This window comes from Streptomyces sp. NPDC091387 (assembly GCF_044756945.1).
GTDB lineage: Bacteria > Actinomycetota > Actinomycetes > Streptomycetales > Streptomycetaceae > Streptomyces.
On sequence record NZ_JBIVTZ010000032.1, the window covers coordinates 38,328 to 62,714 of the forward strand.

The following is a 24,387-nucleotide window of genomic DNA, read 5'->3' on the forward strand; positions in this document are numbered from 1 at the left end:
CCCAAGGGAAACGTGATCGTCGAGCTGTCACCGTTCGGCATTGACACCGAATGAAGCCCGTCGTTACGCTCAACGTGACACCGTTCCGCTAGAGGAAACAACATGAAATCCGCTCCGAAAGCCGTACCTCAACGAACACACCGCCGGGAGGCGCCATGCGAGCCGCCGTCGACGAGTCAACTTTCCGGCAGACGCTGGCGCGATGGCCCAGTGGCGTCGCGATCGTCACGACCGAGGGGGCGCTCGGCCGCCACGGCATGACCGCCAGTTCCTTCTGCAGCGTGAGTCTCGATCCACCCCTGGTCCTTGTCTGTATGGACCGCAGGATTCGCTCCCATCACCTGATCGAGGAGCACGGAGTCTTCGCGGTCAGCGTGCTCGGCCGCGATCACATCGACCTCGGCCGGCGGTTCGCCGGCATGCAGCCGGGCGTCAAGGACCGCTTCGAGGACACCGGCTGGGAGACCCGTGTGACCGGCAGTCCGGTCCTCGCGGACGCCGCCGCCTGGGTCGACTGCAAGGTCCGGCACGCCTACCCGGGAGGCGACCACACCATATTTGTCGGTGAGGTGGTCGACGCCCGCGTGCCCCGCCTGGTCGCGCCACTCCTCTTCCACTCCCGCGCCTGGGGCCAGATCGCCGATCCGCTGCCGGATGCGGTCACCGTGGCCGACGTGGGCGCGGCCGGCCGGCTCGCGCTTCGCGCCGCGCCGCGCAGGCCCGCCGCCCGGCTGCTGGACTCGCTCGCCAATGCCGGAGTACGGGTCAGGCTGCCCGGCGGCAGGCCTCACTTCGCACGGGCGGGCGAGGACTGTGTCCTTCCGGTGTCGGCCCTGGTTCCAGGCCCCGACGAGGCGGCCGCAGCGGTGGCCTCGGGTGCGACAGCGGTCGAGTTCACGGTGGCCGACCGCCATGGAGCTTTGGGGGTGCCCCTTGCCGGGGTACCGGCGTTGATGTCCGCGGTGGCCGGGTCCGCCGTCGTCGTCGGCCGGATCCCCGACGCCCTGAACCCCTCACGCGCACCGCGCGTGCTGGACCTCGTGGCCGCGCTGCGTGCGGCCGGCTGCGACGAGATCGCCCTGGAGGAGGCCGAGCACACCGACGCCGACGTCTCCCCCGACCAGAGCTCGCCGCTGCACCTGCGACTGCTGCTCCAGGACGCCGTCCAACTGGCCGGTGTGGTCCCGCTGCGGCTGTGCCTGCGCGACGACCACGGCCTGGGGCTGGTCAACGCGCTCACCGCGATGAAGAGTGGCGTCCGCCACTTCGACACAGCCCTCGCCGGCTGCGACGGCACGCTGGACACCGAACGGCTGCTGCTGCTGTGCTCCCGCATGGGCGTCGGCGTGCCGGTGGAATCCGGTCCGCTCGCCGAGTGCAGGGCCGAACTGACCCGCCTCGTGCGGCGCGGCCGGCCCCGTCGGCCCGCCTGACCGCGGAAGCACCCGCCGGAACTCGGCACGGTACGACCCGTCCATCGCTGTACCGCCCCATTTCGGACCGCACACCACACCCTTTTGCTCCGCTCACCCCGCCGAGGAGTCGACGCATGACAGCACCACGTCTGACAGGCGAGCGCCTTATCGATGTCATGACCCCCGAGGAACGGGACCGCGCCCGACGGGTCGAGTCCGTGCTGCCCGCCCTGCGCGAGGCCGCCGCCGGAGCGGATTCCGACGGCGAGTTCCCGCACGGCCATGTCGCCCTGCTGAGGGAGGCCGGCCTGCTGGGTCTGGTCGTTCCCAAGGAGTACGGCGGCCTCGGTGGCGGACTGCGAGACCTCGCAGCCGCGACGTTCGCCATGGGCACCGCCTGCCCTTCCACCGCCCTCGCCTTCTTCTTCCACAACACCAGTGCCTCGCGGGGGCTGCTGCCCCTGGAGGCGATCCGCGCCGGCCTGTTCGAGGACGACGAGATTCCCGAGGTCACCGCCTTCGCCGAGCGAGTGCTGAAAGTGATGTCCGGCGGCCAGTGGCTGGGTAACTTCGCCAGCGAGTCGGTCAAGAGCTCCGGAGCCAACATCTCCATCGCCACCACCGCCCGCCGCACCGAGGACGGCTGGCGGCTCGACGGCGAGAAGTCATTCGGCTGCGCCACCGGCGTCGCCGACCTCTACCTCGTCACCGCCCGCCTGGACGGCGTGGAGGGCCTGGACGGTCTCGCCCTGTTCCTCGTGCCGCGCGAGGCGCCCGGCGTATCGTCCCGCGAGCCGTGGAACGGCATCGGTATGCGCGGCAGCGCCAACCACGGCATCCGCCTCGACGGCGTGACCGTGCCGGACGACGACGCGCTGACCGTGCCCGGCGCCTTCACCCGGATGCTCCAGGTCAGCCGGGGCAGCTTCGTCGGCAACCAACTCGCCATCGCCGCCGTGTACACCGGCGCCGCCCAGGCGGTCTACGACTACACCCTGGACCGCCTCACCACCAAGACCTTCGCCGACACCGGAAGTCCCATCGCCAGCAGCCCCATGCACCAGGTGCTGATCGGCGACATGACCCAGCGCCTGGAAACCGCGTACCTGTGGCTGGGCCGCCAGCTCGAACTGGAGACGTCCGAACCTCCGGTGCGCTCCAAGCCGGAGGTGTTCCGCCAGTGGCGACTGGGCAAGGGATCCGTCACTGAGGCCTGCTTCGACGTGGCGCTTGGCGCGCTCAAGGCGTGTGGGACCTCCGGGGCCACGCTCGACGGGGTCATCGGCCGCACCCTGCGCGACCTCGCCATGGGGCTGGTGATGACGTTCCCCGCGGAACGCGGACGTCTGGAGGCCGCCAAGATGGCCTCCGACGACCGGGCCACCGCCCTGTTCGCGACAGTGGAGAGCGGTCGATGACCTCGCCGTTCATCCCTGAGCCGGTCGCCGACCTCGTCGACGGGCGGACGGGTGTCTGCCCCCCGCTCCCCGGCGGCCCGTTCCGGCAGAACCCCGCCACCGGCGAGGACCTCGACCCGGTGCGCGCCACTACCGACGCCCGGGTGGAAAGTGCTCTGGACGCGGCGGACCGGGTCCACCGCTCCGGTGCCTGGGCCGCACTGCCTGACGTCGAACGTGCGGACGCCCTCGACACCGCCGCCGACGAGGTGGAGGCGCGCGCCGCGGACATCACCCTGGCCGAGAGCTTCGGCAGCGGGGTGCCCCGTACTCAGACCGCCGTGCTTGGAGTCATCCTCGGCGGAGCCTTCCGGCTGGCCGCCGCCCGGCTCCGGAACTCGGTGCTGAGCAGCGTCGTCACCCGGCCCGACGGGCGCACCGTCACCGTCCGGCGGGAGGCGCTCGGCCCCGCCTTGTGCGTCGTCCCCTACAACGCGCCCGCCCCGATGGCCGCACACAAGGCGGCCTCCGCCCTGGCGGCGGGCTGTCCGGTGCTGGTGAAGGCCCCCGAACTCAACCCGTACGGAACCCAGTTGCTGGTGGAGGCCGCCGCTGCGGGGCTCACCGCGGCGGGCGCGCCGCCCGCCCTGCTCCAACTCCTGCACGGAGGCGCCGCGACCGGCGCCCGGCTGGTCGCCGACGGACGGGTGCGTGCGGTCTCCTTCACCGGAGGCACCGCGGCAGGACGCGAGGTCGGTGCCGCCTGCGGACGGGCGCTGAAGCCCGCACAGCTCGAACTGGGCGGCAACAACGCCCTGGTGGTCATGGAGGACGCCGACACCGCCACCGCTGCGCGGATCGCCGGCGAACTGCTCACCACCCTCAACGGACAGTGGTGCCGCGCCCTCGGCCGGCTTGTCGTGCCGGCCGCCCGCGAGGCCGAACTGATCGAGGCCATCGGCGAGGTGCTGGCCTCGCTGCGGACCGGGGACCCACTCGATCCCGCGACGGGATTCGGACCCCTCGCCCACTCCCGCCACCGGGACTCCGCCCGCGCCGCGGTGGCGGCGCTCACCCGTCACGGCGCCCGGGAACACGCTTTCACCCCGGTCCCCGAGCAGGGGAACTGGCTGGCCCCGCTGCTGCTCACCGGGGCGCCCGAGGAGCAGGCCCGGGAGGAGATCTTCGGCCCGGTGGCGACCGTGCACCCCTACGGCAGCCCGGACGAGGCCATCGCACTGGCGAACGCCACCGGCTACGGCCTGGAGGCGTACGTCACGGGACAGGACGAGGAGGCCGCCCTCGCGACGGCCGCCCGGATCCGGGCCGGCGAGGTCAAGGTCAACGGCTCCTCCGTGCTCAGTCTGCACATGGACACCCCCCGCCCCGCCTGGGGCCTGTCCGGCCTGGTCGACGAGGGGACCGACGAGACCCTGCTGCACTTCACCGGCAGCCGGGTCACCGGCGTCGAGGGCGGCTTCGCCCTGCACGCGGTGGCCGGACCCGGCGGAGGCACGCGATGAGCGTCCCCGCCGGCCGCGCGGCCCCTCGTACTCCGGTGCTCGTGGCGGGCGCCGGCCCCGTCGGCCTCACCGCCGCGCTCGTCCTGGCCCGTGCCGGAGTGCCCGTCACCGTCCTGGAGGCGGGCGACGCCCTCGCGGCCGAGTCCCGGGCCTCGACCTTCCACCCGCCGACCCTGGAGATGCTGGACGGCCTCGGCGTCGCCGCGGACCTGCTGGCCCGCGGGCTGATCGCCCGTACGTTCCAGTACCGGGACCGGCGCACCGGGCCCGTCGCCGAACTCGACCTCGCCGTCCTGGATGAGGACACTCCGTACCCGTACCGGGTGCAATGCGAACAGAGCAAGCTGACACCGATACTGGCCGCCGCCCTTGCCGAACTTCCCGGCGCCGAGGTGCGTTTCGGCTGCCGGGTCACCGAAGTCCGGCAGGACGAGGAATCGGTGACCGCGGTCCTCGACGACGGCCGCACCGTGCGCGGCAGTCATCTCGTCGCCGCCGACGGCGCCCACTCCGCCGTACGGCGATCCCTGGGCGTCGGCTTCGAGGGCATGACCTACCCCGAACGATTCCTCGTCGCCTCCCTCGACGAGGACCTCAGCGCCGAACTGCCGGGCCTGGCGCCGATCGCCTATGTGATGGACCCCGACGAATGGCTGGTGCTGCTGCGCACCCCGGACCACTGGCGGATTCTGCTGCCCACTCCGGACGGAACCTCGGACGAGGACGAACTGGGGCGCCTGGAAGCGCGGTTGTCCCGGCTCCGGGCCGACGTAGGTGCAGAGCGGCCCTGGCGCGTCGCACATGCCAGCCTCTACCGGGTGCACCAGCGCGTCGCCGCCGGCTTCCGGCAGGGCCGCGTACTGCTGTGCGGTGACGCAGCCCATGTCAACAATCCGCTGGGCGGCATGGGCATGAACAGCGGCATCCACGACGCGGTCCTCCTTGCCACCCCCCTGGCGGCACTGGTCCACGGCGAGCCCGGCGCCGACGCCGAGCTCGATTCCGCAGCCGAAGCCCGCCGGGTCTGCGCCCTCACCTACGTCGGCGCACAGACCCACCGCAACTGGGAACGGCTGCGGGTCCGCGACCCCGAGGCGCGTGCGGAGCTGTTCGCCGAGCTGCGCGCGACGGCTTCCGACCCCGTCCGAGCGCGCGGCGCCCTGCTGCGCAGCTCGATGATCGCCTCGCTGCGTCCCGTCTCCTGAGCGGTGCGCGGCGCCTGCCCGAGGAGAGGTCATGGCTGACCAGGAACTGATTCACCGTCACAATCCGTCCCGTGCGGCCGAACTGGTCGGATCGCTGCCCGTCGCACGGGACGACGACGTCCGGCGGGCGGTGGCAGCGGCCGGCCCCGCCGCCCGGGCGTGGGCGGCGGAGCCCACGGCGGTACGCGCCGAGGCGCTGCGCGGAGCCGCCGCCGCACTGGAGCACCGGGCCGCCGAGGCGGCCGTCCTGCTCGCCCGCGAGTCGGGTAAACCGCTCGCTGACTGCCGGGGCGAGCTGGCATTCTCCGCGGCCGTCCTGCGTTGGTACGCGGACGCGGCCCCTGCCCTGCTCGCCGACCGCGAGGTGGACGACGGGCAGGGACGCCTGGTGGTGCGCCGACGCCCTTACGGCCCCGTGGCGGCACTCACTCCCTGGAACGCGCCGGTGGTGCTCACCGTCCTCAAGCTCGCCCCCGCGCTCGCGGCGGGGAACGCCCTCCTCGTCAAGCCCTCCCCGCTGGCCCCGCTCGCCCTGGACTCCCTGCTGCGGAATCTGGCCGGCTGCTTCCCACCGGGGCTCCTGCACGTGCTGCACGGCCACGAGGCGACCGCCGCCGCCCTGGTGGGACACCCCGGCGTGTTCAAGGTCGCGTTCACCGGCGGCGAGCGCGCCGGCCGCGCGGTCGGCGCGCTCGCCGCGGCGGCCCTCACCCCGACGACCATGGAGCTGGGCGGAAACGATCCCGCGATCCTGCTCGACGACGCGGCGCTCACCGACGAGGCCATGGACCGGCTGGTCATGGCCTGCCTGGCCACCGCGGGCCAGGTGTGCATGGCGGTGAAACGCGTGTACGTGCCCCGGCGCGCCCACGACCGTTTCACCGCCGCCTTCATGGCGGCTGCCGACCGGGTCGTCCGGCTCGGCGACGCGCTGCACCCCGGGGTGACTGTGGGTCCGGTCATCAGTGCGGCGTCCGCCGCACGGCTCACCGCGCTCACCGACGACGCGCTGCGGCGCGGCGCCCACGCCGCACCCCTCGGCACGGTCTGCCCGGACACCGATGTGTCGGCCGGCCACTTCGTCACCCCGTTCCTGCTCACCGGCCTCGGCGACGACGTCCCGGTGGTCCGTGAGGAACAGTTCGGCCCCCTGGTTCCGGTGCTGCCCTACGACCGTGAGGACGAGGTCGTCGAGCGGGCCAACGCCGGCGAGCTCGGACTGGGTGCCTCGGTATGGAGCGCCGACGAGGACCGGGCTTTCGCGTTCGCCGGCCGGCTCGATGCCGGCTTCTGCTTCGTCAACACCCACAACCGCACCGGCATGTCCCTGCGCGCCCCGTTCGGCGGCGTCAAACGCAGCGGGCACGGCCGGGAGTACGGCGCGGAGGGACTCGAGGAGTACACGCAGCCGTGCGTGGTGCACGCCCCCGAGGCCTTCCGGCAGGGCGGTGGCGGGATGGCGCCGGGCGCGTACCCGGTTCCGGGCTGAGCACACGGTCCGGCACCGGGTGTGTACCCGGTGCCGGGACGGGGACCCGTCCCGGCACCGGGACAGCGCGTCAGTGCGCGCCGGTGACCGTCACGCCCGGGTCCGCGGCGTCGCCGGTGTTCCACACGTAGTCTGCCGCGCCCGTGTTACCGAGCTGGGCCAGCAGGAAGCGGCCCGCCCAGCGTGCGGCGACCTCGATGCTCTGGTCCTGCGTCAGGGACTGCGGGGAGGTCTCGCTCTCCGCGGGCGAGGGACTCTGGACATCCGTGATGCCGTAGTGGTTGACGCCGTCCACCCGCACGATCTGCTTGGGCGTGTTCTTCAGGTGGGTGTACGTCTTCTCGGCGTCGGCCGGGGCCGCGATGCCATCGGCCGTGCCCTGCACCAGTTGTACCGGGATCTTGTTGTTGATGTTGGCGAAGATGCCGAGGAAGGCGTTGTTGGTGCCGTAGAAGGATGCGGCCTTGACCTGGCTCGGCAGGCTGAAGCTCAGCGCGGGACAGAAGACCGTGCTGCACGAGTCCTCGGCGGCGGCGAGCCCGGCGGCCCCGCCGAAGGAGTGCCCGAGCAGCACCATCTTTCCGCTGTCGATCCGCTTGTACAGCGGTGAGGAGGAGTCGTACTTCGTGTTCTTCATCCAGTCGACCGTCCGCGTGACCTGGTGCTCGGCCGCGTAGCGCTCCCACTCGACGATCATCAGACGGTAGTGGTTGGGCACGACGACGACGAAGCCCTGCTGGGCGATCGCGGTGGCGTACCGGGCGTACTGGGCGCGGTCCACCTTCGCGCCCTGGAGCAGCAGGGCCACCGGCAGGTCGGTTCCGCCGGAGGGGTAGTAGATGTCGGCGTCGTCACCGCCGTAGGTGGTCTGGTACGTGGCGACCGTGGTCGTGGCCGGCATCTGCGCGGGCGTCGCCGTCGCGGACACCGGTGCCGCGAACAGGGCGGCGATCAGGGCCAGTGGGGCGATCAGAAGACGTGCATTTCGGTTTCTCACGGACTCTCCGATGAGGGGAGGGGAACGCAGGGCTGTTCCTTGTCGGGAAACAGAGTTCCACTCAGAGGGACAGGTGCGCCAGGGTCCGGCCCGTACGGGGTGAAAATTTCAGGTTGCCTCACGTCACGAATGGTGCACAGGGCACATTGTGGGGCGTCTGCGTGGCTGGCTCTTGACAGTGAGGCGCGTCTTCGCTGTCATCTCCCTCATCGCGGGAGTGGAACAGCGTTTCTACAATGGAAACGCCCATCCCGTATTCGGAGGCCTCCATGCGTGTGCTTTCCCGCCTGAGAATCCTCGTGCCGGCCATCGCTGTGGCGCTGTCGGCCCTTGCTGTCCCCGCGTCCGCACAAGCGGGCACGGCATCGGCCGGCGTCACCTCGGCATCGACCGACGTCGACGTCTCCTGCGCCGCGTTCACCTACCACCCGGACGCCGACTGGTACTTCCCGTCCGGTGCGGCCAAGGGCCTGATCTGGCTCCAGCACGGATTCGTACGGTCCGGCGCCAACATGGCGGACCTCGCCAACCACTACGCCGCCGCCGGGTACGTGGTGTTCGTGCCGACCCTGCCCAGTGCGGACGTCTTCGGCTGCACGCTGCAGAACATCGGCAACAACAAGCCGTTCCTGAACAACGTGGCGACCTGGTTCAGCGGGGCGGACGGCTCGGCCAGCGCTCTCGCGGCCAGTTACCGGCGTGCCGCGGCGAAGGTCGGGCGCACCGGCACCTCGCTGCCCACCTCGGTGCTGTTCTCGGGTCACTCGGCCGGAGGTGAGGCCGTCGAGTACGTCGCCGAGCGGCTGCGCGTCACCTCACCGGCCGCGTTCGCCCGCCTCAAGGGTCTTGTGCTGCTCGACCCCGTGACGTCCGTCATCGGCAAGAACAGCGCGGACTCGCTGGCCGGCCTGTCGACGACACCGCTCCCCGTGCGTGTCATCGCCTCGCCGCCCTACCTGTGCAACAGCAGTGCCTCCGGCACCACCGTTCTCCGGAACGCCTACCCCGCCGCCCCGTTCCTGGGGGTGGAGCTGACCACGGGATCACACGTGGACTCCGAGGGCGCCAGCAGTGACGGGGCCGCATCGCTGGCCTGCGGCACCTCGCAGGCCAAGAACATCACCGCTCTGCAGGCTCTGGCCGTCGGCTGGGCGGGGGACGCCATCGCGGGCACGACGACCGCGACTTACTACCCAGGGGGCTCGTACTACGAGTCTCTCATCACGGCCGGGACCACTGAAACCCTTGCAGGTAGCGGTAGTTGACAGACCGAGGTGCTGCGAGCCCGGCTCGCGGCACCTCAGTTCCGTCCAGGCGGCGCAGAGCTCAGCTCACGTCGGACCCGACATGGTCGACCACGGCCCGGTCGGCGAGACGAGGACGCAGCCACGAGGCGAGTTCCAGATGGCGCGGATGGTTCTGATACGCGCTCAGCCCGGCCGGGTCGTCGTGCCGGGTGATCATGCACAGGTGGAACGACACCGGTGAGCCGACCGTGTCGAGGCCGAGTTCTATCGAGCGTATCTGCGGTACGAGCGGGGCGAGTTCGGCCAGCCGGCGATGCGCTTCGGGCGCGTCGGACGGGTCGGTGAACCGCATCAGGACGACATGGGTGAGCACGGCTGCCTCCGGGATTTTGATGGGGGAATCCCCTCTGTCGAAAGGGCGGCTGCGAGTGTATGTTTGGGAAACGCTGTTCCGCTAGAGGAACCACAGGAGGATGCCATGGCCCGCGTCGCCGGCTCCGTAAGGGTGGCTGCGGCCCAGTTCGCCGTAGGGGAGGACCAGGGGGCGAACCTCGCCGCCGTACTGCGCGCGATCGACGAGGCGGCAGCCTCCGACGCTGAGCTCGTCGTGCTGCCGGAGTTCTGCAACCACCTCTCCTGGTACCGGGACCGCGCCCACGCGCTGCGTGAGGCCTGCCGGCCCGGCGGCCCCTTCCTGGCGGCGGTCGCACAAGCCGCCGCCGGACACCGGATGTTCGTCAAACTGCACGTCACCCTCGCCACGGAGGGAGCTGTGCCGGACCGGGACGACGGCATGCGCATCACCGCCGCGAGCCTGCTGTTCGGTCCGGACGGCGTACTGCTGGGCCGAGCCGACAAGCAGACGCTCATGGGCAGCGAGAACGACCACCTCGACCCGGCCGACACCGCAGGGCCGGTGATCGACACCGCGCTCGGCCGGCTCGGCATGTACTCCTGCATGGAAGGGGTCGTCAACGAGGTGTGCCGCGGGCTGGCCCTGCGCGGCGCCCAGGTACTGCTCAACAGCCTCAACTCCTTCGCGCTCGACGAGGCATCGCTTCACATACCGGTCCGCGCCGCCGAGAACAAGGTCTGGGTGGTGGCCGCCAACAAGATCGGCCCCCTCATCCCCGACGACCACCTCGCCACTGTCAGCGCCGGTCTCGGGGTACCGCCCGAGGCGCTGCACGGAGCGGGGGAGAGCCAGATCGTCCGCCCCGACGGCACGGTGGTGGCCCGGGCCCCCCGCACCCGTGAGGCGGTCGTGGTCGCCGACATCGAGCCTGCCGCCGCCGACGACAAGCAACGCCCGGACGGTACCGATCTCTTCGCCGCCCGCCGCCCCTGGCTCTATGGCCCGATAGCGAGTGAACCGCGCCCGCCCGCCCCCTTCCCCGCGGAGCGAGCCGCGAGTGTCACCGTCGCCGTGCTGCGCTCAGCCGGGCAGGACGAGGCCGCACTCGACGAGGCGGTCGGGCTCGTCGCCCGCGCCGCCGCGGCCGGCGCGCGGCTGATCGTGCTGCCGGAACTGTTCCTCTGGCCCGACGGGGTGGTCCCCGGCGACGCCCCCGATCCGTCGTCCCTGATGGCTGCCGCCGTGGACGCACTGGCTGGGGCGCTGCGAGGGACGGACGCCCTGGTCGCCTGCACCCTGCCCGAGGCCGGTGTGCACACGGGCCTCCTGATCGGCGCGGACGGGCCGGTGCTGCGCGTGCCGCAACTCCACTCCAGCGCCCGGCACTCCGGCTGGGCGGTCGAGAAGCCCGCCCCGCCCCTGACCCACGACACCTCTTGGGGGCGCGTCGCCCTCGTCGTCGGTGACGACGCGCTCCACCCGGAGACCTTCCGGCTGGCCGCGCTCGCCGGCGCCGACACTGTGGCCGTCTGCCACACGGGCGCGGAGCCCTGGGAGCACACTCTCGGCCTGCCCGAGCGCTCGGCCGAGAACCGGATCAACGTGGTCGCGGCCGGCCACGGCCAAGGCGCGATCCACGCGCTGCCCGAGAACTTCGGCCTCTGGCAGAGCCGCGAGGGCGGCTTCACCGGCCGGATCAGCCACCCCCTCACCACACCTGCCGCCGGCCCGCTCACTCTGGCTGCCGTCCACCCCGACCAGGCGGCCCGGCGTCTGGTCTCCCGCCGCACCGATCTCGTCGACGGCCGGCCCTGGCGGCTGGCCGGCGCCCTCATCGCCCCGGACCCGGGCGCACCTGCCGTTCCCGATTCCGGGCCTCGTACCACCTGATTTCCGGCCCTGTCCGAGCCCGGAACTCGTACGACAAGGCCCGCGCAGGCCGGCGTTCGGCATCCGCAGCGGCGGCCCACCGCACGCCCGACCACGTCATCCCGACGGTCGGCCGGCCCCCCGTCACCCTCCCGCCCCCGTCACCCCGAGGAGCGCCATGACCGAGACTCTCAAGGCTGTGCAGGACATGACGGACATGGCCCCCGTCACCGACGTCACCGAGACCTTCCGCCAATGGCAGGAGCTGCTCGGCGAACTCAAGGCGAAGATCGATGGCCGCTTCGAGCTCACCCGTGACCCCTCCACCCTCGCCCTCGACTCCTACGGCAACCCGCCCGAGAGCCCAGGCGGTTCGCTTGCCGCGTACAGCGGGCCCGAGGTCGACTGGATGGTCCACTCCTGGCTCGGCAACCCCACCAAGGGCTTCGCCAACCTCCACCTGACGGTGTGGCTCGGACCGCACATCCGGGTGCCTCACCTCGCCATCGCCCTGCTGTGCTGGCCCGGCGGCTGGTTCTACCTGGACTCCGTGCCCCGCACCAACCTCACCGTCGACGGCGAGGCGTACGACCGCTACTACGCGCCACTGGAGAAGGAGTGGCTCGAAGTCCGCGACAGCCACCCGAAGCTGGACTGGTTCACCAGCCGGGCGGGCTTCATTCGCGCGAGCCTCTCGCCCACCGCCTACTGCTACTCCCTGCCGCGCGACGAGGAGCACATCGACCTCGTGCGCCGCCTCACCCACGCCCACGTGGACCGCTGGCTGGGCTGGGTCGACGTCGCCGAGACCGTACCGGACGAAGAACGCGACGCGCTTGCCGCCGCCGACCTCGCCACCCGCCGCAACATCGCCGAACGCGACCCCGCCAACGTCATGGGCGTGCGCTATTTCGGCCAGGAGACGACCGACCTGCTGGTACGGGGCCTGTGGGGCGGGGACCGCGAACTGCCGAGAGCCCGGTGACCGCCCCCGCGCCGGACACGACGGTCCGCTCGCTGTGGTGGGCATGCCGGGTGCCCGGCCTGAAGGAACCGTTCGACACCGCCCACCTGCGCGTCTTCTACCCGGCCCGCCCTACCGGCTCGCACGCCGAGCGGCTCACCGGTGAGCTGCCCGCCGACCCGTCAGGCGCCCCCTACCCCGTCGTTCTGCTGCTGCCCGGCATCAACGTCGGCCAGGACGCCTACCGCTGGCTCGCCGTCGAACTCGCCCGCGCCGGTCTGGTCGCGGTCACCGCCGACCTGGTCGGCGAGCTGTTCGCCGGCAGCCACGGCCTCACCCCCTCCGTCGACCTGGAGGCGGCCTCGCCCGCCGGCTGGGGGGCGCGCCCCACCAGCCCGCTCATCGGCGCGCTCCTGGGCGCCCTGCCCGAACTCGCCCGCCGTGCCCCGCTCGACGGCCTGCTGGACCTCGACCGGGTGGCGCTCGGCGGCCACTCCGCGGGCGGCACCGTCGCCCTCCAGTCCGCTGCGCTGACCCCGGGCGTACGGGCGGTGTTCGCCTACGGCGCGCACACCCTTGTCGCCGCCATGCTCGGCTGGCCGGAGGGCACCGTCCTGCCGGTGGGGCCGGGCCCGCCGGTTCTGCTGCTCTCCGGCGAGCACGACGGCGTCATCGCGGCCAGCGCCGACCGCTACGCACCCGACGGCGCCACCCACGACCCGGTCCTGCGCACCTTCCGGGAGGCGGTGCCCGACGCCGGCGGCGCGAGTGCATGGGCCCGGCTCGCCGGCGCCGGCCACTTCACCGCCTGCCACCCGCACGACCCCACCACGGCCCGCGGCTTCCTGGAGGAGACCGGCGCCGACAGGACCGAGCCCCGCCGCCTGCTCGGCCGGCTGATCACCGAGTTCTGCGTGGCGAGGCTGCGGGACGACGCCGCCGCCGGCCACCGCCTCGACGAGCTGCTCCGGCCGCCGCACTCCGGCCTGCTCGCCGTTCAACGCCGCTGACCCACACCACCTCGAACGACCCGAGGAGCGCTTCCCCGCCATGTTCAAGAACTTCTGGTACGCGGTCGAGTTCGCCGACCGCGTCGGCCGTAAACCCGCCAAGGTGGTCTGTCTGGGCCAGAGCCTGGTCCTGTACCGGACCAAGGACGGCAAGCCCGTCGCCCTGTCCGACCTCTGCGCCCACCGTGGCGCGGCCCTCTCCGGCGGCAGCCTCTCCGACGACTGCGTCGTCTGTCCGTACCACGGCTGGCGCTTCGATCCCGAGGGCTCCTGCACGTCGATACCCGCCAACATGCCCGGCCGCGGCATTCCCAAGAAGGCCCGCGTCGACTCCTACCCGGCGTGCGAACGCTACGGATTCGTCTGGGTGTTCATGGGCGACCTGCCGGAGGAGGAACGCCCCCCGATTCCGGTGTGGCCGGAGTTCGACGACCTGGTCGAGAACGGCGGCCGCTTCCGCGCCGTCACCGGCGAGTACCTGTGGAACTCCAACTACGAACGGGTACTGGAGAACGGCTGCGACATCGCCCACACCCCCTTCGTCCACGGCGCCGCCTTCGGCAACCCCGACCGGCCCGAGGTCGAGGAGTACACCGTCGAACAGCCCGACGAGTGGTCGGCGTTCGCCACCGTGTCCATGCACCCGCCGGCCGCCAAGGGCCTGTGGTCCAAGCTCTACGCCGACCGCAAGTCCCAGGGCCAGGAACGCCCGCCCGTGGTCACCACAGCCGGCTGGATGCTCCCCAACCTGGTCAAGCTGCATGTACGGCTGCCGTTCGGCAACATGATCATCTACGACACCAACATCCCCGTCGACGAGACCACCACCCTCGTCAAATGGGTCGCCCTGCGCGACTTCTTCACCGGATCGTGGGCCGATGCCAACGCTCGCAAGCGGGTCTACCGCATCTTCGGCCAGGACGCCCCCGTCGTCGACGCGACCCGGCCCGAACTCCTGCCCGCCGACCTCGGCGCCGAACTCCACCTGCGCTCCGACATGATCTCGGTGACCTACCGTCGCCGTCGCCAGGAACTCGCCGCCAAGGGCTGGGCAGTGGGAGCCGGTGACCGGATCACCGGCGACGTGCCCGAACGCACATCCACCGTGATCCCCTCGCCGAGCCGCCGCGAGGTGCCCGAGTTCGGCCGCGCCTGGGACCAGAAGGCCCACGGCTTCCACCCGACGGTCGAGAGCGCCGAACAGTCCGCCGTCCAGCCGGAGAGCGAGTGACCACCATGAACAGCGCCCCCGCCCCGGACGCCCCGTCCAGCCCGCCCACCGCACTCTCCCTGCGGATTCTGGACCGCCTGGTCGCCGCCACCGGCGTCACCGAGGTCCCCACCCCCTGGGCCGCCCTCACCTCGGCCGCCTTCCCCGGCCCGGCCGGTTCCGTCCGCTGCTTCACCGGTGACGGTCCAGTCGCCTCCGTCGTCCATATCTCGCTGGTCGTCGCACCCATCGGGCTCGACAGCCACATGGTGTTCGCCTTCGGCGCCGCCGACGGCCCGCTGCCCCACTTCACCCTGGACGCCGTACGTACCGGCGACTCCTACGCCTTCCACCTCGACCTGGTGCAGCGCGCGGACCTCGCCGCCCACGGCGCCTACACCGACCACGTATACGTCCCCCTCACCACACCGTTCGAGAAGGCCGCGGACATTGCCGGAATCGCCCCGGCGCACATCGGCCCCCGCCAACGGGCCCTGATGTCACCGTGGATGCTGGCCCACCGCGCGGACGAAGCCGCGTTCGCAGAGGTGGGTCCGCTCGCCGACGCCTACCTCGACCACTGGCTCGCGCTCACCGCCGGCTTCCCCGCCGAGGCCGCCGACGACGTCAAGGACACCGGCCTCGCCGACCGTGACCACCGGATGCGGGAGCTGCTCTTCAGCCCGGAGATCGACGCCGTCTGGGCACAGGTCGAGCGACTGGTCGGCCCCGCCGTCACGAACGGACTGCGCACCCTGCTGATCACCGGCCGCCCAGCCGTGGAGGAGACCCCGTGACCGAGAACCATGCCCAGGCCGAAGCCGACGGGCCCAGCGTCTGGCAGCAGCGCATCGCCGGGGAATGGCACGGTCGCCCCTCCCTGTTCGACGCCACCGGCACCTGGTGCGGCTATGAGGACATCCGCCGCTCCTCCGAGTACGCCGAAGGCGCCACCGTCTACCGCATGGACGGCGGACTCGAAGGCGGCGGCCCGCTCGCCGGCCGCTTCCGGCTCGCCGCCCCGTTCGCCTTCGGCGTCACCGACGCGGAGGACAACCGCGTCTACGTCGGCCCCGACTTCCACGGCAGCGGACAGCCCTACGGCACCTTCGTCGACGCCCGCTACTACGGGCCCGGCTGGCAGGTGGGCCTCAACACCTGGAACCACGTGCTGCCCGACGGCGACACCCAGGTCTACTCCTCGGTGCTCTATCAGGGCTGGACCGTCGTCGGCTGCTTCAACGGCGTCTACCGGCGCACCACCGACCACGACGAGAACCCCGCCACCCGTGAGGCGGTCGCCGCCCATCTCGCGGCCGAGACCCGCTGCGGTCCCGTGCCGTGGATCCTGCCCACCAAACAGGCGGGCACATTCAGGGGGGAGTGCGAGGTGTGGGACGCGCACCAGAAGCCCCTCGGCACCGTCCTCATGGAGGACCACCTCACGCCGCTGGACCTGCTGCGCACCGAGCACCGCATCAGCTGGACCGGAAGCGGACTGGACCGTGAGGCCACCGTCGTGCGCCGCCGCGACGGCACCCGCGAGTTCTGGGAGGGCCCCGATGCCTGGGGCAACTCCCAGGCCTTCGGCCGCGCCAACTTCCCCGTCTGGCACTTCGCGGACGGGGGCGCGCAGCGCGTCGTCGGCCGCGAGTACGCGCTCGACGCCACCCCTGGGATGAGCGCCGGCGGCCGGCTCGCCGTCACGTACGAGGTCTTCGACGGGCAGCTCCTCGCCGCCGTCGTGCACGGCGTCCTGGACTGGAGCGCCTCATGACCGCCGCCGGGCCCGTCGTGGTCGTCACCGGTGGCACCCGTGGCATCGGCCACGGGCTGGCCCGCGCCTTCCTCGACCGGGGCTGCCGGGTCGCCCTGTGCGGACGCACCCCCGAAGCAGTCCGGGAGGCCGTGAACCGCCTCGACGCGCCGTCGGACCGGCTGATCGGCAGGCCCGCCGACGTCACCGACCGCGCGCAGCTCGACGCGCTGTGGAAGGCGGCTCTGGACACGTTCGGCACCGTCGACGTATGGATCAACAACGCCGGCTCCGTGACCGCCCGCCGCCCGGTGTGGGAGCTGACCGAGGACGAGACCGGGGCGGTCGTCGATGCCAACCTGATGGGGGTGGCGAACGGTTCGGCCGTCGCCGCGGCCGGCTTCCTCGGACTCGGCCGTGGCGCGGTGTGGAACATGGAGGGCTTCGGCTCGGACGGCCGCGTGCTGCCAGGACTCGGCGCGTACGGCGCCACCAAGAGCGCCGTCACCTATCTCACCCGGGCCCTCGCCGCCGACCTCCGCGCGCATGCCGCCGCGCACCCGCACGACGTACGGGCCATGGCCCTGTCGCCCGGCATGGTCATCACCGATGTCCTCACCCACGATTACACCCCGCAGGAGTACGAGAAGGCCCGCAAGGTCTTCGACATTCTGGCCGACACCGTCGAGACCGTCACACCGTGGCTCGCCGACCAGGTCCTGTCCGGCCGCACCCGCAACGGCGGCCGGGCTGCCTGGCTGACCCGCCGCAAGGCCGCCGGACGCTTCGCGGGCGCGGCCTTCCGACGCCGCCATGTCATGCCCGACCAACCGGCCGGTTCCCCACTGCCGACGCCCCGGAACGAGGAGGCGGGCCGATGAGCGACCTCGACTACCCGGTGTCCCTGGCCGTAGAGGACTTCGTGCCTGTACTGCTGACCGCTCTGGCAGCGGTCCGCCTCGTCGCGCCCGCCGCCCGCACCGGCACCACCGGGCGCACCCTGGCCGCTTCCGGGGCCGTACTGATCGCAGCCGGAGGCCTGTCCAAGGCCGGGTGGAAACTGATCGTGGCCCTCGAAGGACCCGACATCCAGGCCCTCAACAAGGCGCTGTTCCCCCTGTTGTCAGCGGGCTTCTTGCTGTTGGCACTCGCCCTGCTGCGGTTCCCGCTGCCGGGAACCGACGGCAGCGGCTCTCGTGGCGGCAGGCTCCCCGCGGTGTTCGCCGGACTGTGGGCAGTGGCGGCGACAGCCTCGGCGGCGCTCGCCTCCACGGTCCCCGTCATGGCTCTGACCATCGCGGGCGTCACCGTGGTCGCCGTGCGGCTGATCCTCCTGGCCCGTGTCGCCGGCGACACCCTCGCCGCATCGGCGGCCGGGTTCTGGCTGCTGGGCATGTACGTCCTCGGCCCGCTCGCCGGCCCCGACCAGAGCGTGACGCTCCAGTGGGTGGAGCAGTCGTGCAACACCCTCACCCAGGCCGCAGCGCTCTTCGCCGCCTGGCGGCTGGCGCCCGTACTGTGCGCCCCGGCCGACCCGGCCTTCCTCCCTCCACACCCGATACCCGGACGGTGACCTCATGACCGACGCCCTCGGCTGGCGCCGCAAATTCGGCGTGATCGCCCCGAGCACGAACACCATCGTGGAGCCCGACTTCTACCGGATGGCCGTGCCGGGTGTGACGGCCCACTTCTCCCGTATTCACATCCGCGACCAGGACATGGACGGCGACGCCGGGATGGAACGCCTCCTGGACCAGATCCGTGCCGAGATCGGCGGCGCCTGCGAACGGGTCCTGACCTGTGAGCCGGACTACATGGTGATGGGCATGTCCGCCGAGACCTTCTGGGGCGGGGTGGAGGGCAACCGCGAGTTCATCAAGCAGATCCACGACATCACCGGCCTGGAGGTGGCCACGGGCGCCGAGGCGTGTGAGCGGGCCCTGCGCCTGTACGGTGCCCGCCGCATCGGGGTGGTGACGCCCTATCAGCCGGTCGGCGACGAGAACGTGCGGCGCTTCTTCACCGAACTCGGCTTCGAAGTCGCCGGTATCACGGGGCTGCGCTGCCCCACCGCGGTGTCCATCGCCCATGTCGCGGAGGACGAGCTGCGGGAGGCGCTGACCTCCCTCGCCGCTCTGCCCGGCGTCGATGCCGTTGTCCAGTGCGGCACCAACCTGTCGATGGTGCGGCTCGCCGACGAGGCCGAACGGTGGCTCGGTCTGCCCGTCATCGCCATCAACGCGGCCACCTGGTGGATGGCGCTGCGGGACAACGGGTTTACCGAGCGGATCGAGGGGGCGGGCAGCCTGCTCCGCGACCACTGAGGACCCCCGTGCCTCCCGTAGCGGTTCCGGGGGACACGGGGTGTCCCGGCCAGGGGCATGGCTGCTGCCGGCCGCTGATCAGTGCCGGGACATGAGTCCGTTCTGTCCGGGCCGCCCGCGGAAGCGTGTCAACCGCCCCGCGGGGGCCGGTCAGTCGCTGTGGGGGCCGATGACGGAGGCCCCGTCGTGCACGGTGATCGCCATGGCCGGGCAGATGTCGGCCGCGTCCAGGACCCGTTCGTCCGGCTTGATGTCCTCGGCCCGCACACGGGCGCGCTCGCCGTCCAGGGCGAACACCTCCGGGACCGTTCCGGCGCACATCCCCGACCCCTGGCAGAGCTGGCGGTCGACGCGTACGTTCCAGGTCACGGCGCTCACCACTCCACCGGCATGACGCGCGGACCGCGCACCAGCATCTCGGACTTCCAGGTGACATCGCCCGCCAGGCGCAGGTCCGGGAAATGGACGATGAGGGCGGACAGCGCCTCCTGGAGTTCCAGCCGGGCCAGCGGGGCACCCAGGCAGTGGTGGACCCCGTGGCCGAATCCGAGGTGCTGGTTGCCCTCCCTGGCGATGTCGAGCACGCCCGGGGCGGTGAACCGCAGAGCGTCGCGGTTGGCCGCGCCCACGGCGACCAGGACCGGGCTGCCCGCGCGGACGAGTGTTCCGCCGACCTGGACGTCCTCGGTGGCGTACCGGGGCTGACCGGCCCCGCTGCCCAGGGGCACGAAGCGGAGCAGCTCCTCCACGGCGTTCGGTACGAGCTCCGGCTCGGCCCTGAGCCTGGCCAGCTGGTCCGGGTGGTCGAGGAGAGTGAGGACGAAGTTGGGGATCTGGGACGCGGTGGTCTCGTGCCCCGCGACCAGAATGGCCACACAGAGATCGATGAGTTCGAGCTCCGAGAGCCGGTCGCCGTCGTCGCGGGCCTCGATGAGGGCCGTCATCAGGTCGTCCTGCGGTTCCTGGCGGTGCCGGTCGATCAACCCGGCCATGTAGGAACGCAGTTCGGTTCGGCTGGCGTCGAACTCCTCGGCGGTGAGTGAGCTGGTCGACAGCGCGTCGTCGCTCCACACGCGGAACCGCGGCCGGTCCTCGGCGGGCACGCCCAGCATCCGGCAGATCACGGCGACCGGCAGCGGCAGCGCGAACAGGTCGACCAGGTCGGCGGGCGGCCCGGCCGTCCTCATCTCGTCGAGCAGGGCGGCGGTCAGCTCCCGGACCTGGGGGCGCAGCTTCTCGACCTGGCGGACGGTGAACGCCTTGGCGACCAGGGAGCGCAGCCGGGTGTGGTCCGGCGGGTCCATGCCGAGGATCCCGCCGTCGCGCTGCCCCTCGGACTGGCGGGGCTCGTCGTGCGAGGCAGCCGCCGCGCGGCTGAAGCGCTGGTCACCCAGGACCAGCCGGGCATCGGCATAGCGGGTGACCAGCCAGGCCGGTTCTCCGTACGGCAGCTGGACCCTCAAGAGGCCCGGTCGGTCGCGGACGCGCTCGTAGGCATCGGAGAGCTGGAGTCCGTCGGGGGTGTTGAAGGGGTAGGCAAGGGGCGCGATATCTGTGGTCGTCACTGCGGCCTCCCGGATGTAAGCAGCTGCTTACAACGGTAGGAGTGTCCTTCGCGGGCAGTCAACGACGCTTTACAGCCGTTATCCTGACGGGCCGTCCGAGAGGAATGCCACCATGGAACCCGGTTCCGTCCCGCCGTCCGAAGAGCGCCGCAGGAATGCGCAGGCCACCCGTCGCCGCCTGCTGGAGGCGGCGCGTGACCTGTTCGCGGAGCGGGGCTACGAGGGGACGACGGTACGGAGCATCGCCGCGCTGGCCGGGGTCAACCAGGCCCTGCTGTTCCGGTATTTCGGCTCGAAACGGGGTTTGCTGACGGAAGTCGTCGCGCTCGGCGGGCTGGAGCAGTTGCGGGCGACGCCGCCCGAGGAGCTTTTCGAGGCCGCCCTGCGTTCGATGCTGACCCGGAGCGCGGAGGGGGCGGAGGACCGTTCCCTGGAGGTCTATCTGCGCTCGGTCGGGCGGGGCGACGAGGCGGCCGGAACCCTGCGGGAGCTGGGGGAGGAGTACCAGAGTGCGCTGGCTGGGCTCTCCGGTGCCCCGGACGCGGTGCTGCGGGCGGATCTCGCCATGGCCTGGCTACTGGGGATCGGACTGATGCGGACGGTCGTCGCGCGGGAGCCGCTGGCCGGTGCCGAACCGGACGATGTCTGCCGTCTCGTCCTCGGCACGCTCAGCCATCTGTGGTCGTCAAAGCCGGGCGACGGCGAGGTGTAGGAAGGACCCCCTTGTCCGCTGTGTGACGATCACCACCGACGTTTGCTCACTTCCGCTCGGTTGCCCCCTCATCTCGTCGTCTTATCCGTGATCGACTGTGACGACGCGGCGGAGTTGGCCCATGAGCGGCAAGACGGCGCTGCTCAGAGGCCGGTAGGTCCGTTTCCGGTAGCGGCCTCGTCCGGACTGGGTGAGGAAGCCCTGGCGAGTGAGGCGTCCGAGGCGAGCGCGGGTGACGTTGACCGATGCCTCGACGGTCGGCATGTCGAGTAGTCCATGGCGCTCACGGGCTCGGAATTCCCTGCCGGGGCGCTGGGCGAAGGCGTTCGCGATGGCCTGGTGGACGGTGTTCGTCTCGGGCGGTTCCGGCCAGCGAGAACGACGGCCTCACGTTCGGAACGACAACAGCGCCTGAGGCGGGCGTGGGCGGATCGCTGGACGGTGCCGCGTTCTCAGCTGTGCGGAGGGAGGCACTTCACTCGATGAAGACCTTCACGGAGTCGGGGCTCCCGTTGTTTTGGTTGACGCCGACGAAGAAGTCGCTCCCGACGTGGGTGACATCTTCGATCTCGTCGGTCAGGTGGTTTCCCGGGATTCCGATATCGCTCTCCACGTCACCTCCGGACCAGTTGTACTGGTACACCCAGTTCCACCCGGTATCGGGTGTTGAACTGTTGATGGACTTGGTGTTCCAGATGTAGTTCTCGGAGCAGTCAATGCCTTGGTCGGAACGATTGTCGTGACTCGTCAGATTGCTCTTCACCAGCGTCCATCCGCTCGTCAGCGATCCGGCGCCGGGATGGGTCCACAGGTTGCCCGAGCGGCGGGCAGCGAACTTGCCGGCTCCGTCGGCCGCCGTCGCGCTGTAGCAGAGGCCGCTGATATTGCCGATGGGCAGATGGACTACCTCGTTCGCGCCAACAGATCCCGACGGATCCAGGTGAATGATCGTCACATCGGCGCTCGGGTAGGCCGATTGACTCCCTTGGGTGGCAATCAAGGCAGGACCCTGGCCCCGATAGTCCGGATGGTAGGCGAGGTCGTTACCGTGACCGAGTGCGGGTATGGAGGTCGGCGCCCCGGCGCAGGTCCAACTGGCACCGTCCCAGGTTGAGCCGTCGCGCAACCATCTGGACAGGACCGGCTCTGCCCCGCCCGCCTTGGTGAAAATGATGTAGAGCTGGCCGCCCGACCCCGCGACCATGCCTTGCATGACGGTGCGGCCTGCCCTGCATGCACTGCTGTTCGGGATGTTGAGCCGCTCTGCCCCACTCCTGTCTGCAGCGGCGTGGGCGGACGTTGTCGAGGCAGTGGCGATTCCGGTCAAGAGTGCCACTACGGACGCGAAACTCAGTAGTTTCTTCACTCGGCGCCTCCTCCTTTGTGGATAAGGAGGAGGCTAGCATCAGGCCTATACCCTGCATCCGTGATGGCGTCAACTCGCCTTGCAAGCAACGTCTGTGACAGTCAGTCAGCCTCGCGCGCCGGGCGCATCGTGCACGTTCGAGAGCTCATCAAGTCGCTCTTCCATGGCTCGTGATCACTTGACCGTGGTGCTGATCGTCACGCACGCCGCCTACTCGGCATGTCCGTGCGAGGTGCGGGCATGGAGCGAGCGCCGTCCCGAGCGGCTTGGCGAACGGGCAGTGAGTGTTGATCGAGTCGATGATCACGTCATCGGCGCGGGCGAGGTCGGCAGCCAGATCGCGCGTGCGGCGGTCGCGAACGGCTACGACGTCGTTATCGCAATTCACGAGGACCCGAGACTTTGAGGGACCTCATAGACGAACTCGGCCCGTCAGCGCGTGCCGCAACCGCTATCGGCGCCGCCGCTGGTGAGTTCGCAGTCGTGGCGGTCCCCCCCCAAGGTGGTCAACGACATGCCGGCGGAGGAGCTGGCAGGCAAGATCGTGCTGGACACGAACAACTACATGGTCTGGCGCGACGGCCATATCCCGGTCGTCGACTCGGGTGAGAAGACCGTTACGGATCACCTGAGGTGAGTCTGTCTCTGGAGCGGACTCCCGTCACGCTTCGCAGGTAGTCAGGCCGTCCAGGCCGGCTGCCGGGGATGATCCCGGGCCGTACGGAATCCGAATGACCGGGAAACCGTCGGCGGCCGGCTGAGGGACACCACGCCCGCCGCCGAGCCGTAGTCCGTCACGCCCGCCTCGAAGCCTCCGGACAGATGGCGTTCGAGGGGTAGCCGACCGTTACACCGGAGTCTCTTCACCATGCCTGCGTCAGCTGCGGCGCGGACACTGTGGCGCGGGTGTTCAGCTGGTCGTGGTGAGGTTCTTCTCCAGCGCGCTGATGTAGTTGGGCAGGTGGTGGTCCTTGATGGCGTCGGTCTCGGGGGCGAACAGGTCGGCGCCCACGCCCTTGGCCCGGTCCCGCAGCATCGCGGCCATGGGCATGGCCTGGCGGAGCCGGCCGTCGGCGTCGATGTAGCGCAGCGCGTCGACGTGGGTGTAGGCGGGCTCGGGCGGGAGGTGCGGGACGATGTCGTTGTTGTTGACGAAGCGGTAGCAGCGTTCGGTGAAAGCCTTGTTGTGTGCGCCGGCGAGCAGTCGGTCGCAGGTGCGGGGCTGGCCGAAGGTGTAGATGCCGTCCGCGAGCAGCCGCGGCTCCTCGAAGTACAGGCGGGCGCCGGCCAGCATCGCCAGCGCCGCGCCGAGGCTGTGGCCGGTGAACCAGACGCTCTGTCCCTGGGTGCGCAGGTCCAGGACGGTGTCGCGGACCTTTGGGTAGACGGACTGCAGGGCCTGGTGGAAGCCGTAGTGGACGTAGCCCCTGTTCCCCGGTCCCGGAACGGGCGGTGTGCTGACGTCGGTGAGCCAGTCACGGATCTTGGCGACCTCGGTGCCCCGGAAGCCCGTGACGATCATGCGGTCGCTGGCCATGACGTATGCCTGGGTGTCCTCGATCGGGAACGGCATCTTGTGCGTCGACTCGAAGTACCGCACCTCGTCGAATCCCCATGCGCGGGCCTGGGCCTCGACGCCGTCCCGGTCCAGCGAGGCCAGCCCGGCCGCCCTGCCCATCCAATAGGCGTGCGCGAGACTGTAGCCGGTCGTCGAGTGATCCAGGCCGGGAATGGTCATCGGTGTCCTTCGCGAAGATCGACTGTGGTCGCCCAGCAACCTAGCTGCGCGGCTGAACACCGGGGGCCGGTCGCGGCCGCGACCACCCGAACGGACGTAACACCGCCGGGGGCGGGCCGGACGGCTTGCGGTGCACTTGCTGCCTGACGTCCAATGCCGTTGCTTGAGGGGTGCAAGTAGTTCCTCTCCCGGGCACGGTGACTGCCGGGGTGCTGGTTCGTTGACCGGGCATGCATCCGTGGATC

The 24,387-nt window shown here is 71.0% G+C and carries 24 protein-coding genes; 18 read left to right on the plus strand and 6 right to left on the minus strand.

Features of this window, described 5'->3' with window-relative positions; genetic code table 11:
• Positions 1-155 precede the first annotated feature (155 nt).
• The 5 genes from ACIQM0_RS37750 (at position 156) to ACIQM0_RS37770 (ending at position 7,029) form a co-directional block, all read left to right on the plus strand.
• Positions 156-1,433: a flavin reductase gene (locus tag ACIQM0_RS37750; RefSeq protein ID WP_401295439.1), complete on the plus strand. Its 1,278-nt coding sequence runs from the start codon at positions 156-158 to the stop codon at positions 1,431-1,433.
• A 116-nt stretch (positions 1,434-1,549) separates the two neighbouring features.
• Positions 1,550-2,833: an acyl-CoA dehydrogenase family protein gene (locus tag ACIQM0_RS37755; protein ID WP_401295441.1), complete on the plus strand. Its 1,284-nt coding sequence runs from the start codon at positions 1,550-1,552 to the stop codon at positions 2,831-2,833.
• Positions 2,830-4,335 (plus strand): aldehyde dehydrogenase family protein, encoded by a 1,506-nt coding sequence (locus ACIQM0_RS37760; protein ID WP_401295443.1) that lies wholly within the window; start codon positions 2,830-2,832, stop codon positions 4,333-4,335. The genes ACIQM0_RS37755 and ACIQM0_RS37760 overlap by 4 nt, the downstream gene beginning before the upstream one ends.
• Positions 4,332-5,540 carry an FAD-dependent oxidoreductase gene (locus ACIQM0_RS37765; protein WP_401295445.1) on the plus strand — a complete coding sequence of 403 codons (1,209 nt, stop codon included), beginning with the start codon at positions 4,332-4,334 and terminating at the stop codon, positions 5,538-5,540. Before ACIQM0_RS37760 ends, ACIQM0_RS37765 begins: the two co-directional genes overlap by 4 nt.
• A gap of 31 nt (positions 5,541-5,571) precedes the next feature.
• Positions 5,572-7,029 (plus strand): aldehyde dehydrogenase family protein, encoded by a 1,458-nt coding sequence (locus tag ACIQM0_RS37770; RefSeq protein ID WP_401295447.1) that lies wholly within the window; start codon positions 5,572-5,574, stop codon positions 7,027-7,029.
• Positions 7,030-7,099: 70 nt separating this feature from the next.
• Here the strand turns inward: ACIQM0_RS37770 and ACIQM0_RS37775 are convergent, their stop codons facing one another.
• The gene (locus tag ACIQM0_RS37775; protein ID WP_401295449.1) at positions 7,100-8,026 is read right to left on the minus strand and encodes a hypothetical protein; all 927 of its coding nucleotides are present in this window, start codon (positions 8,024-8,026) and stop codon (positions 7,100-7,102) included.
• A gap of 269 nt (positions 8,027-8,295) precedes the next feature.
• On the opposite strand from ACIQM0_RS37775, the gene ACIQM0_RS37780 reads away from it, so the two are divergent.
• Positions 8,296-9,291, plus strand: a complete 996-nt coding sequence (locus ACIQM0_RS37780) for a hypothetical protein (RefSeq protein ID WP_401295451.1) — start codon at positions 8,296-8,298, stop codon at positions 9,289-9,291.
• Between the two features lie 61 nt (positions 9,292-9,352).
• Here ACIQM0_RS37780 and ACIQM0_RS37785 read toward each other — a convergent pair whose 3' ends face one another.
• On the minus strand, positions 9,353-9,646 hold the full coding sequence (locus ACIQM0_RS37785) for a Dabb family protein (protein WP_401295453.1): 294 nt from the start codon (positions 9,644-9,646) through the stop codon (positions 9,353-9,355).
• A gap of 105 nt (positions 9,647-9,751) precedes the next feature.
• Here ACIQM0_RS37785 and ACIQM0_RS37790 point away from each other — a divergent pair, with 105 nt between their 5' ends.
• The 9 genes from ACIQM0_RS37790 to ACIQM0_RS37830 all read left to right on the plus strand — a co-directional run bounded on the left by ACIQM0_RS37790 (position 9,752) and on the right by ACIQM0_RS37830 (position 18,761).
• Positions 9,752-11,518 (plus strand): nitrilase-related carbon-nitrogen hydrolase, encoded by a 1,767-nt coding sequence (locus ACIQM0_RS37790; RefSeq protein ID WP_401295455.1) that lies wholly within the window; start codon positions 9,752-9,754, stop codon positions 11,516-11,518.
• Positions 11,519-11,675: 157 nt separating this feature from the next.
• A complete protein-coding gene (locus tag ACIQM0_RS37795) occupies positions 11,676-12,482 on the plus strand; it encodes a hypothetical protein (protein WP_401295457.1) in 807 nt (268 codons plus the stop codon).
• On the plus strand, positions 12,479-13,471 hold the full coding sequence (locus ACIQM0_RS37800; protein WP_401295459.1) for a hypothetical protein: 993 nt from the start codon (positions 12,479-12,481) through the stop codon (positions 13,469-13,471). Before ACIQM0_RS37795 ends, ACIQM0_RS37800 begins: the two co-directional genes overlap by 4 nt.
• Positions 13,472-13,511: 40 nt before the next feature.
• The gene (locus ACIQM0_RS37805; protein ID WP_401295461.1) at positions 13,512-14,702 is read left to right on the plus strand and encodes a Rieske 2Fe-2S domain-containing protein; all 1,191 of its coding nucleotides are present in this window, start codon (positions 13,512-13,514) and stop codon (positions 14,700-14,702) included.
• Positions 14,699-15,478: a hypothetical protein gene (locus ACIQM0_RS37810; protein WP_401295463.1), complete on the plus strand. Its 780-nt coding sequence runs from the start codon at positions 14,699-14,701 to the stop codon at positions 15,476-15,478. Before ACIQM0_RS37805 ends, ACIQM0_RS37810 begins: the two co-directional genes overlap by 4 nt.
• Positions 15,475-16,458, plus strand: coding sequence for a hypothetical protein (locus ACIQM0_RS37815; RefSeq protein ID WP_401295465.1), 984 nt, complete (start codon positions 15,475-15,477; stop codon positions 16,456-16,458). Before ACIQM0_RS37810 ends, ACIQM0_RS37815 begins: the two co-directional genes overlap by 4 nt.
• Positions 16,455-17,318, plus strand: a complete 864-nt coding sequence (locus ACIQM0_RS37820) for an SDR family oxidoreductase (RefSeq protein ID WP_401295467.1) — start codon at positions 16,455-16,457, stop codon at positions 17,316-17,318. Before ACIQM0_RS37815 ends, ACIQM0_RS37820 begins: the two co-directional genes overlap by 4 nt.
• Positions 17,315-18,010: a hypothetical protein gene (locus ACIQM0_RS37825; protein ID WP_401295469.1), complete on the plus strand. Its 696-nt coding sequence runs from the start codon at positions 17,315-17,317 to the stop codon at positions 18,008-18,010. Before ACIQM0_RS37820 ends, ACIQM0_RS37825 begins: the two co-directional genes overlap by 4 nt.
• Positions 18,011-18,014: 4 nt before the next feature.
• Positions 18,015-18,761: an arylmalonate decarboxylase gene (locus tag ACIQM0_RS37830; RefSeq protein WP_385353568.1), complete on the plus strand. Its 747-nt coding sequence runs from the start codon at positions 18,015-18,017 to the stop codon at positions 18,759-18,761.
• A gap of 150 nt (positions 18,762-18,911) precedes the next feature.
• Here the strand turns inward: ACIQM0_RS37830 and ACIQM0_RS37835 are convergent, their stop codons facing one another.
• Together ACIQM0_RS37835 and ACIQM0_RS37840 are read right to left on the minus strand one after the other, a co-directional pair.
• Positions 18,912-19,130 carry a ferredoxin gene (locus ACIQM0_RS37835; protein ID WP_401295471.1) on the minus strand — a complete coding sequence of 73 codons (219 nt, stop codon included), beginning with the start codon at positions 19,128-19,130 and terminating at the stop codon, positions 18,912-18,914.
• Between the two features lie 5 nt (positions 19,131-19,135).
• Positions 19,136-20,326 carry a cytochrome P450 gene (locus ACIQM0_RS37840; protein WP_401295473.1) on the minus strand — a complete coding sequence of 397 codons (1,191 nt, stop codon included), beginning with the start codon at positions 20,324-20,326 and terminating at the stop codon, positions 19,136-19,138.
• 112 nt (positions 20,327-20,438) lie between these two features.
• Between ACIQM0_RS37840 and ACIQM0_RS37845 the strand changes: the two genes are divergently transcribed.
• On the plus strand, positions 20,439-21,038 hold the full coding sequence (locus ACIQM0_RS37845; RefSeq protein WP_401295475.1) for a TetR/AcrR family transcriptional regulator: 600 nt from the start codon (positions 20,439-20,441) through the stop codon (positions 21,036-21,038).
• A 475-nt stretch (positions 21,039-21,513) separates the two neighbouring features.
• Here the strand turns inward: ACIQM0_RS37845 and ACIQM0_RS37850 are convergent, their stop codons facing one another.
• Complete coding sequence (locus ACIQM0_RS37850; RefSeq protein ID WP_401295477.1) at positions 21,514-22,404, minus strand: hypothetical protein; 891 nt, start codon at positions 22,402-22,404, stop codon at positions 21,514-21,516.
• A 184-nt stretch (positions 22,405-22,588) separates the two neighbouring features.
• On the opposite strand from ACIQM0_RS37850, the gene ACIQM0_RS37855 reads away from it, so the two are divergent.
• The gene (locus ACIQM0_RS37855) at positions 22,589-22,810 is read left to right on the plus strand and encodes a hypothetical protein (RefSeq protein ID WP_401295479.1); all 222 of its coding nucleotides are present in this window, start codon (positions 22,589-22,591) and stop codon (positions 22,808-22,810) included.
• Positions 22,811-22,906: 96 nt separating this feature from the next.
• On the plus strand, positions 22,907-23,041 hold the full coding sequence (locus ACIQM0_RS37860; RefSeq protein WP_401295481.1) for a hypothetical protein: 135 nt from the start codon (positions 22,907-22,909) through the stop codon (positions 23,039-23,041).
• A gap of 273 nt (positions 23,042-23,314) precedes the next feature.
• Here the strand turns inward: ACIQM0_RS37860 and ACIQM0_RS37865 are convergent, their stop codons facing one another.
• Positions 23,315-24,142 carry a lipase family protein gene (locus ACIQM0_RS37865; RefSeq protein WP_401295483.1) on the minus strand — a complete coding sequence of 276 codons (828 nt, stop codon included), beginning with the start codon at positions 24,140-24,142 and terminating at the stop codon, positions 23,315-23,317.
• Positions 24,143-24,387 lie beyond the last annotated feature (245 nt).

What these genes read in the sequence shown, in the direction of transcription:
- ACIQM0_RS37750 (WP_401295439.1), top strand. Translation starts at nt 156, where the DNA reads ATGCGAGCCGCCGTCGACGAGTCAACTTTCCGGCAGACGCTGGCGCGA.
- ACIQM0_RS37755 (WP_401295441.1), top strand. Translation starts at nt 1,550, where the DNA reads ATGACAGCACCACGTCTGACAGGCGAGCGCCTTATCGATGTCATGACC.
- ACIQM0_RS37760 (WP_401295443.1), top strand. Translation starts at nt 2,830, where the DNA reads ATGACCTCGCCGTTCATCCCTGAGCCGGTCGCCGACCTCGTCGACGGG.
- ACIQM0_RS37765 (WP_401295445.1), top strand. Translation starts at nt 4,332, where the DNA reads ATGAGCGTCCCCGCCGGCCGCGCGGCCCCTCGTACTCCGGTGCTCGTG.
- ACIQM0_RS37770 (WP_401295447.1), top strand. Translation starts at nt 5,572, where the DNA reads ATGGCTGACCAGGAACTGATTCACCGTCACAATCCGTCCCGTGCGGCC.
- ACIQM0_RS37780 (WP_401295451.1), top strand. Translation starts at nt 8,296, where the DNA reads ATGCGTGTGCTTTCCCGCCTGAGAATCCTCGTGCCGGCCATCGCTGTG.
- ACIQM0_RS37790 (WP_401295455.1), top strand. Translation starts at nt 9,752, where the DNA reads ATGGCCCGCGTCGCCGGCTCCGTAAGGGTGGCTGCGGCCCAGTTCGCC.
- ACIQM0_RS37795 (WP_401295457.1), top strand. Translation starts at nt 11,676, where the DNA reads ATGACCGAGACTCTCAAGGCTGTGCAGGACATGACGGACATGGCCCCC.
- ACIQM0_RS37805 (WP_401295461.1), top strand. Translation starts at nt 13,512, where the DNA reads ATGTTCAAGAACTTCTGGTACGCGGTCGAGTTCGCCGACCGCGTCGGC.
- ACIQM0_RS37820 (WP_401295467.1), top strand. Translation starts at nt 16,455, where the DNA reads ATGACCGCCGCCGGGCCCGTCGTGGTCGTCACCGGTGGCACCCGTGGC.
- ACIQM0_RS37825 (WP_401295469.1), top strand. Translation starts at nt 17,315, where the DNA reads ATGAGCGACCTCGACTACCCGGTGTCCCTGGCCGTAGAGGACTTCGTG.
- ACIQM0_RS37830 (WP_385353568.1), top strand. Translation starts at nt 18,015, where the DNA reads ATGACCGACGCCCTCGGCTGGCGCCGCAAATTCGGCGTGATCGCCCCG.
- ACIQM0_RS37845 (WP_401295475.1), top strand. Translation starts at nt 20,439, where the DNA reads ATGGAACCCGGTTCCGTCCCGCCGTCCGAAGAGCGCCGCAGGAATGCG.
- ACIQM0_RS37865 (WP_401295483.1), bottom strand. Translation starts at nt 24,142, where the DNA reads ATGACCATTCCCGGCCTGGATCACTCGACGACCGGCTACAGTCTCGCG.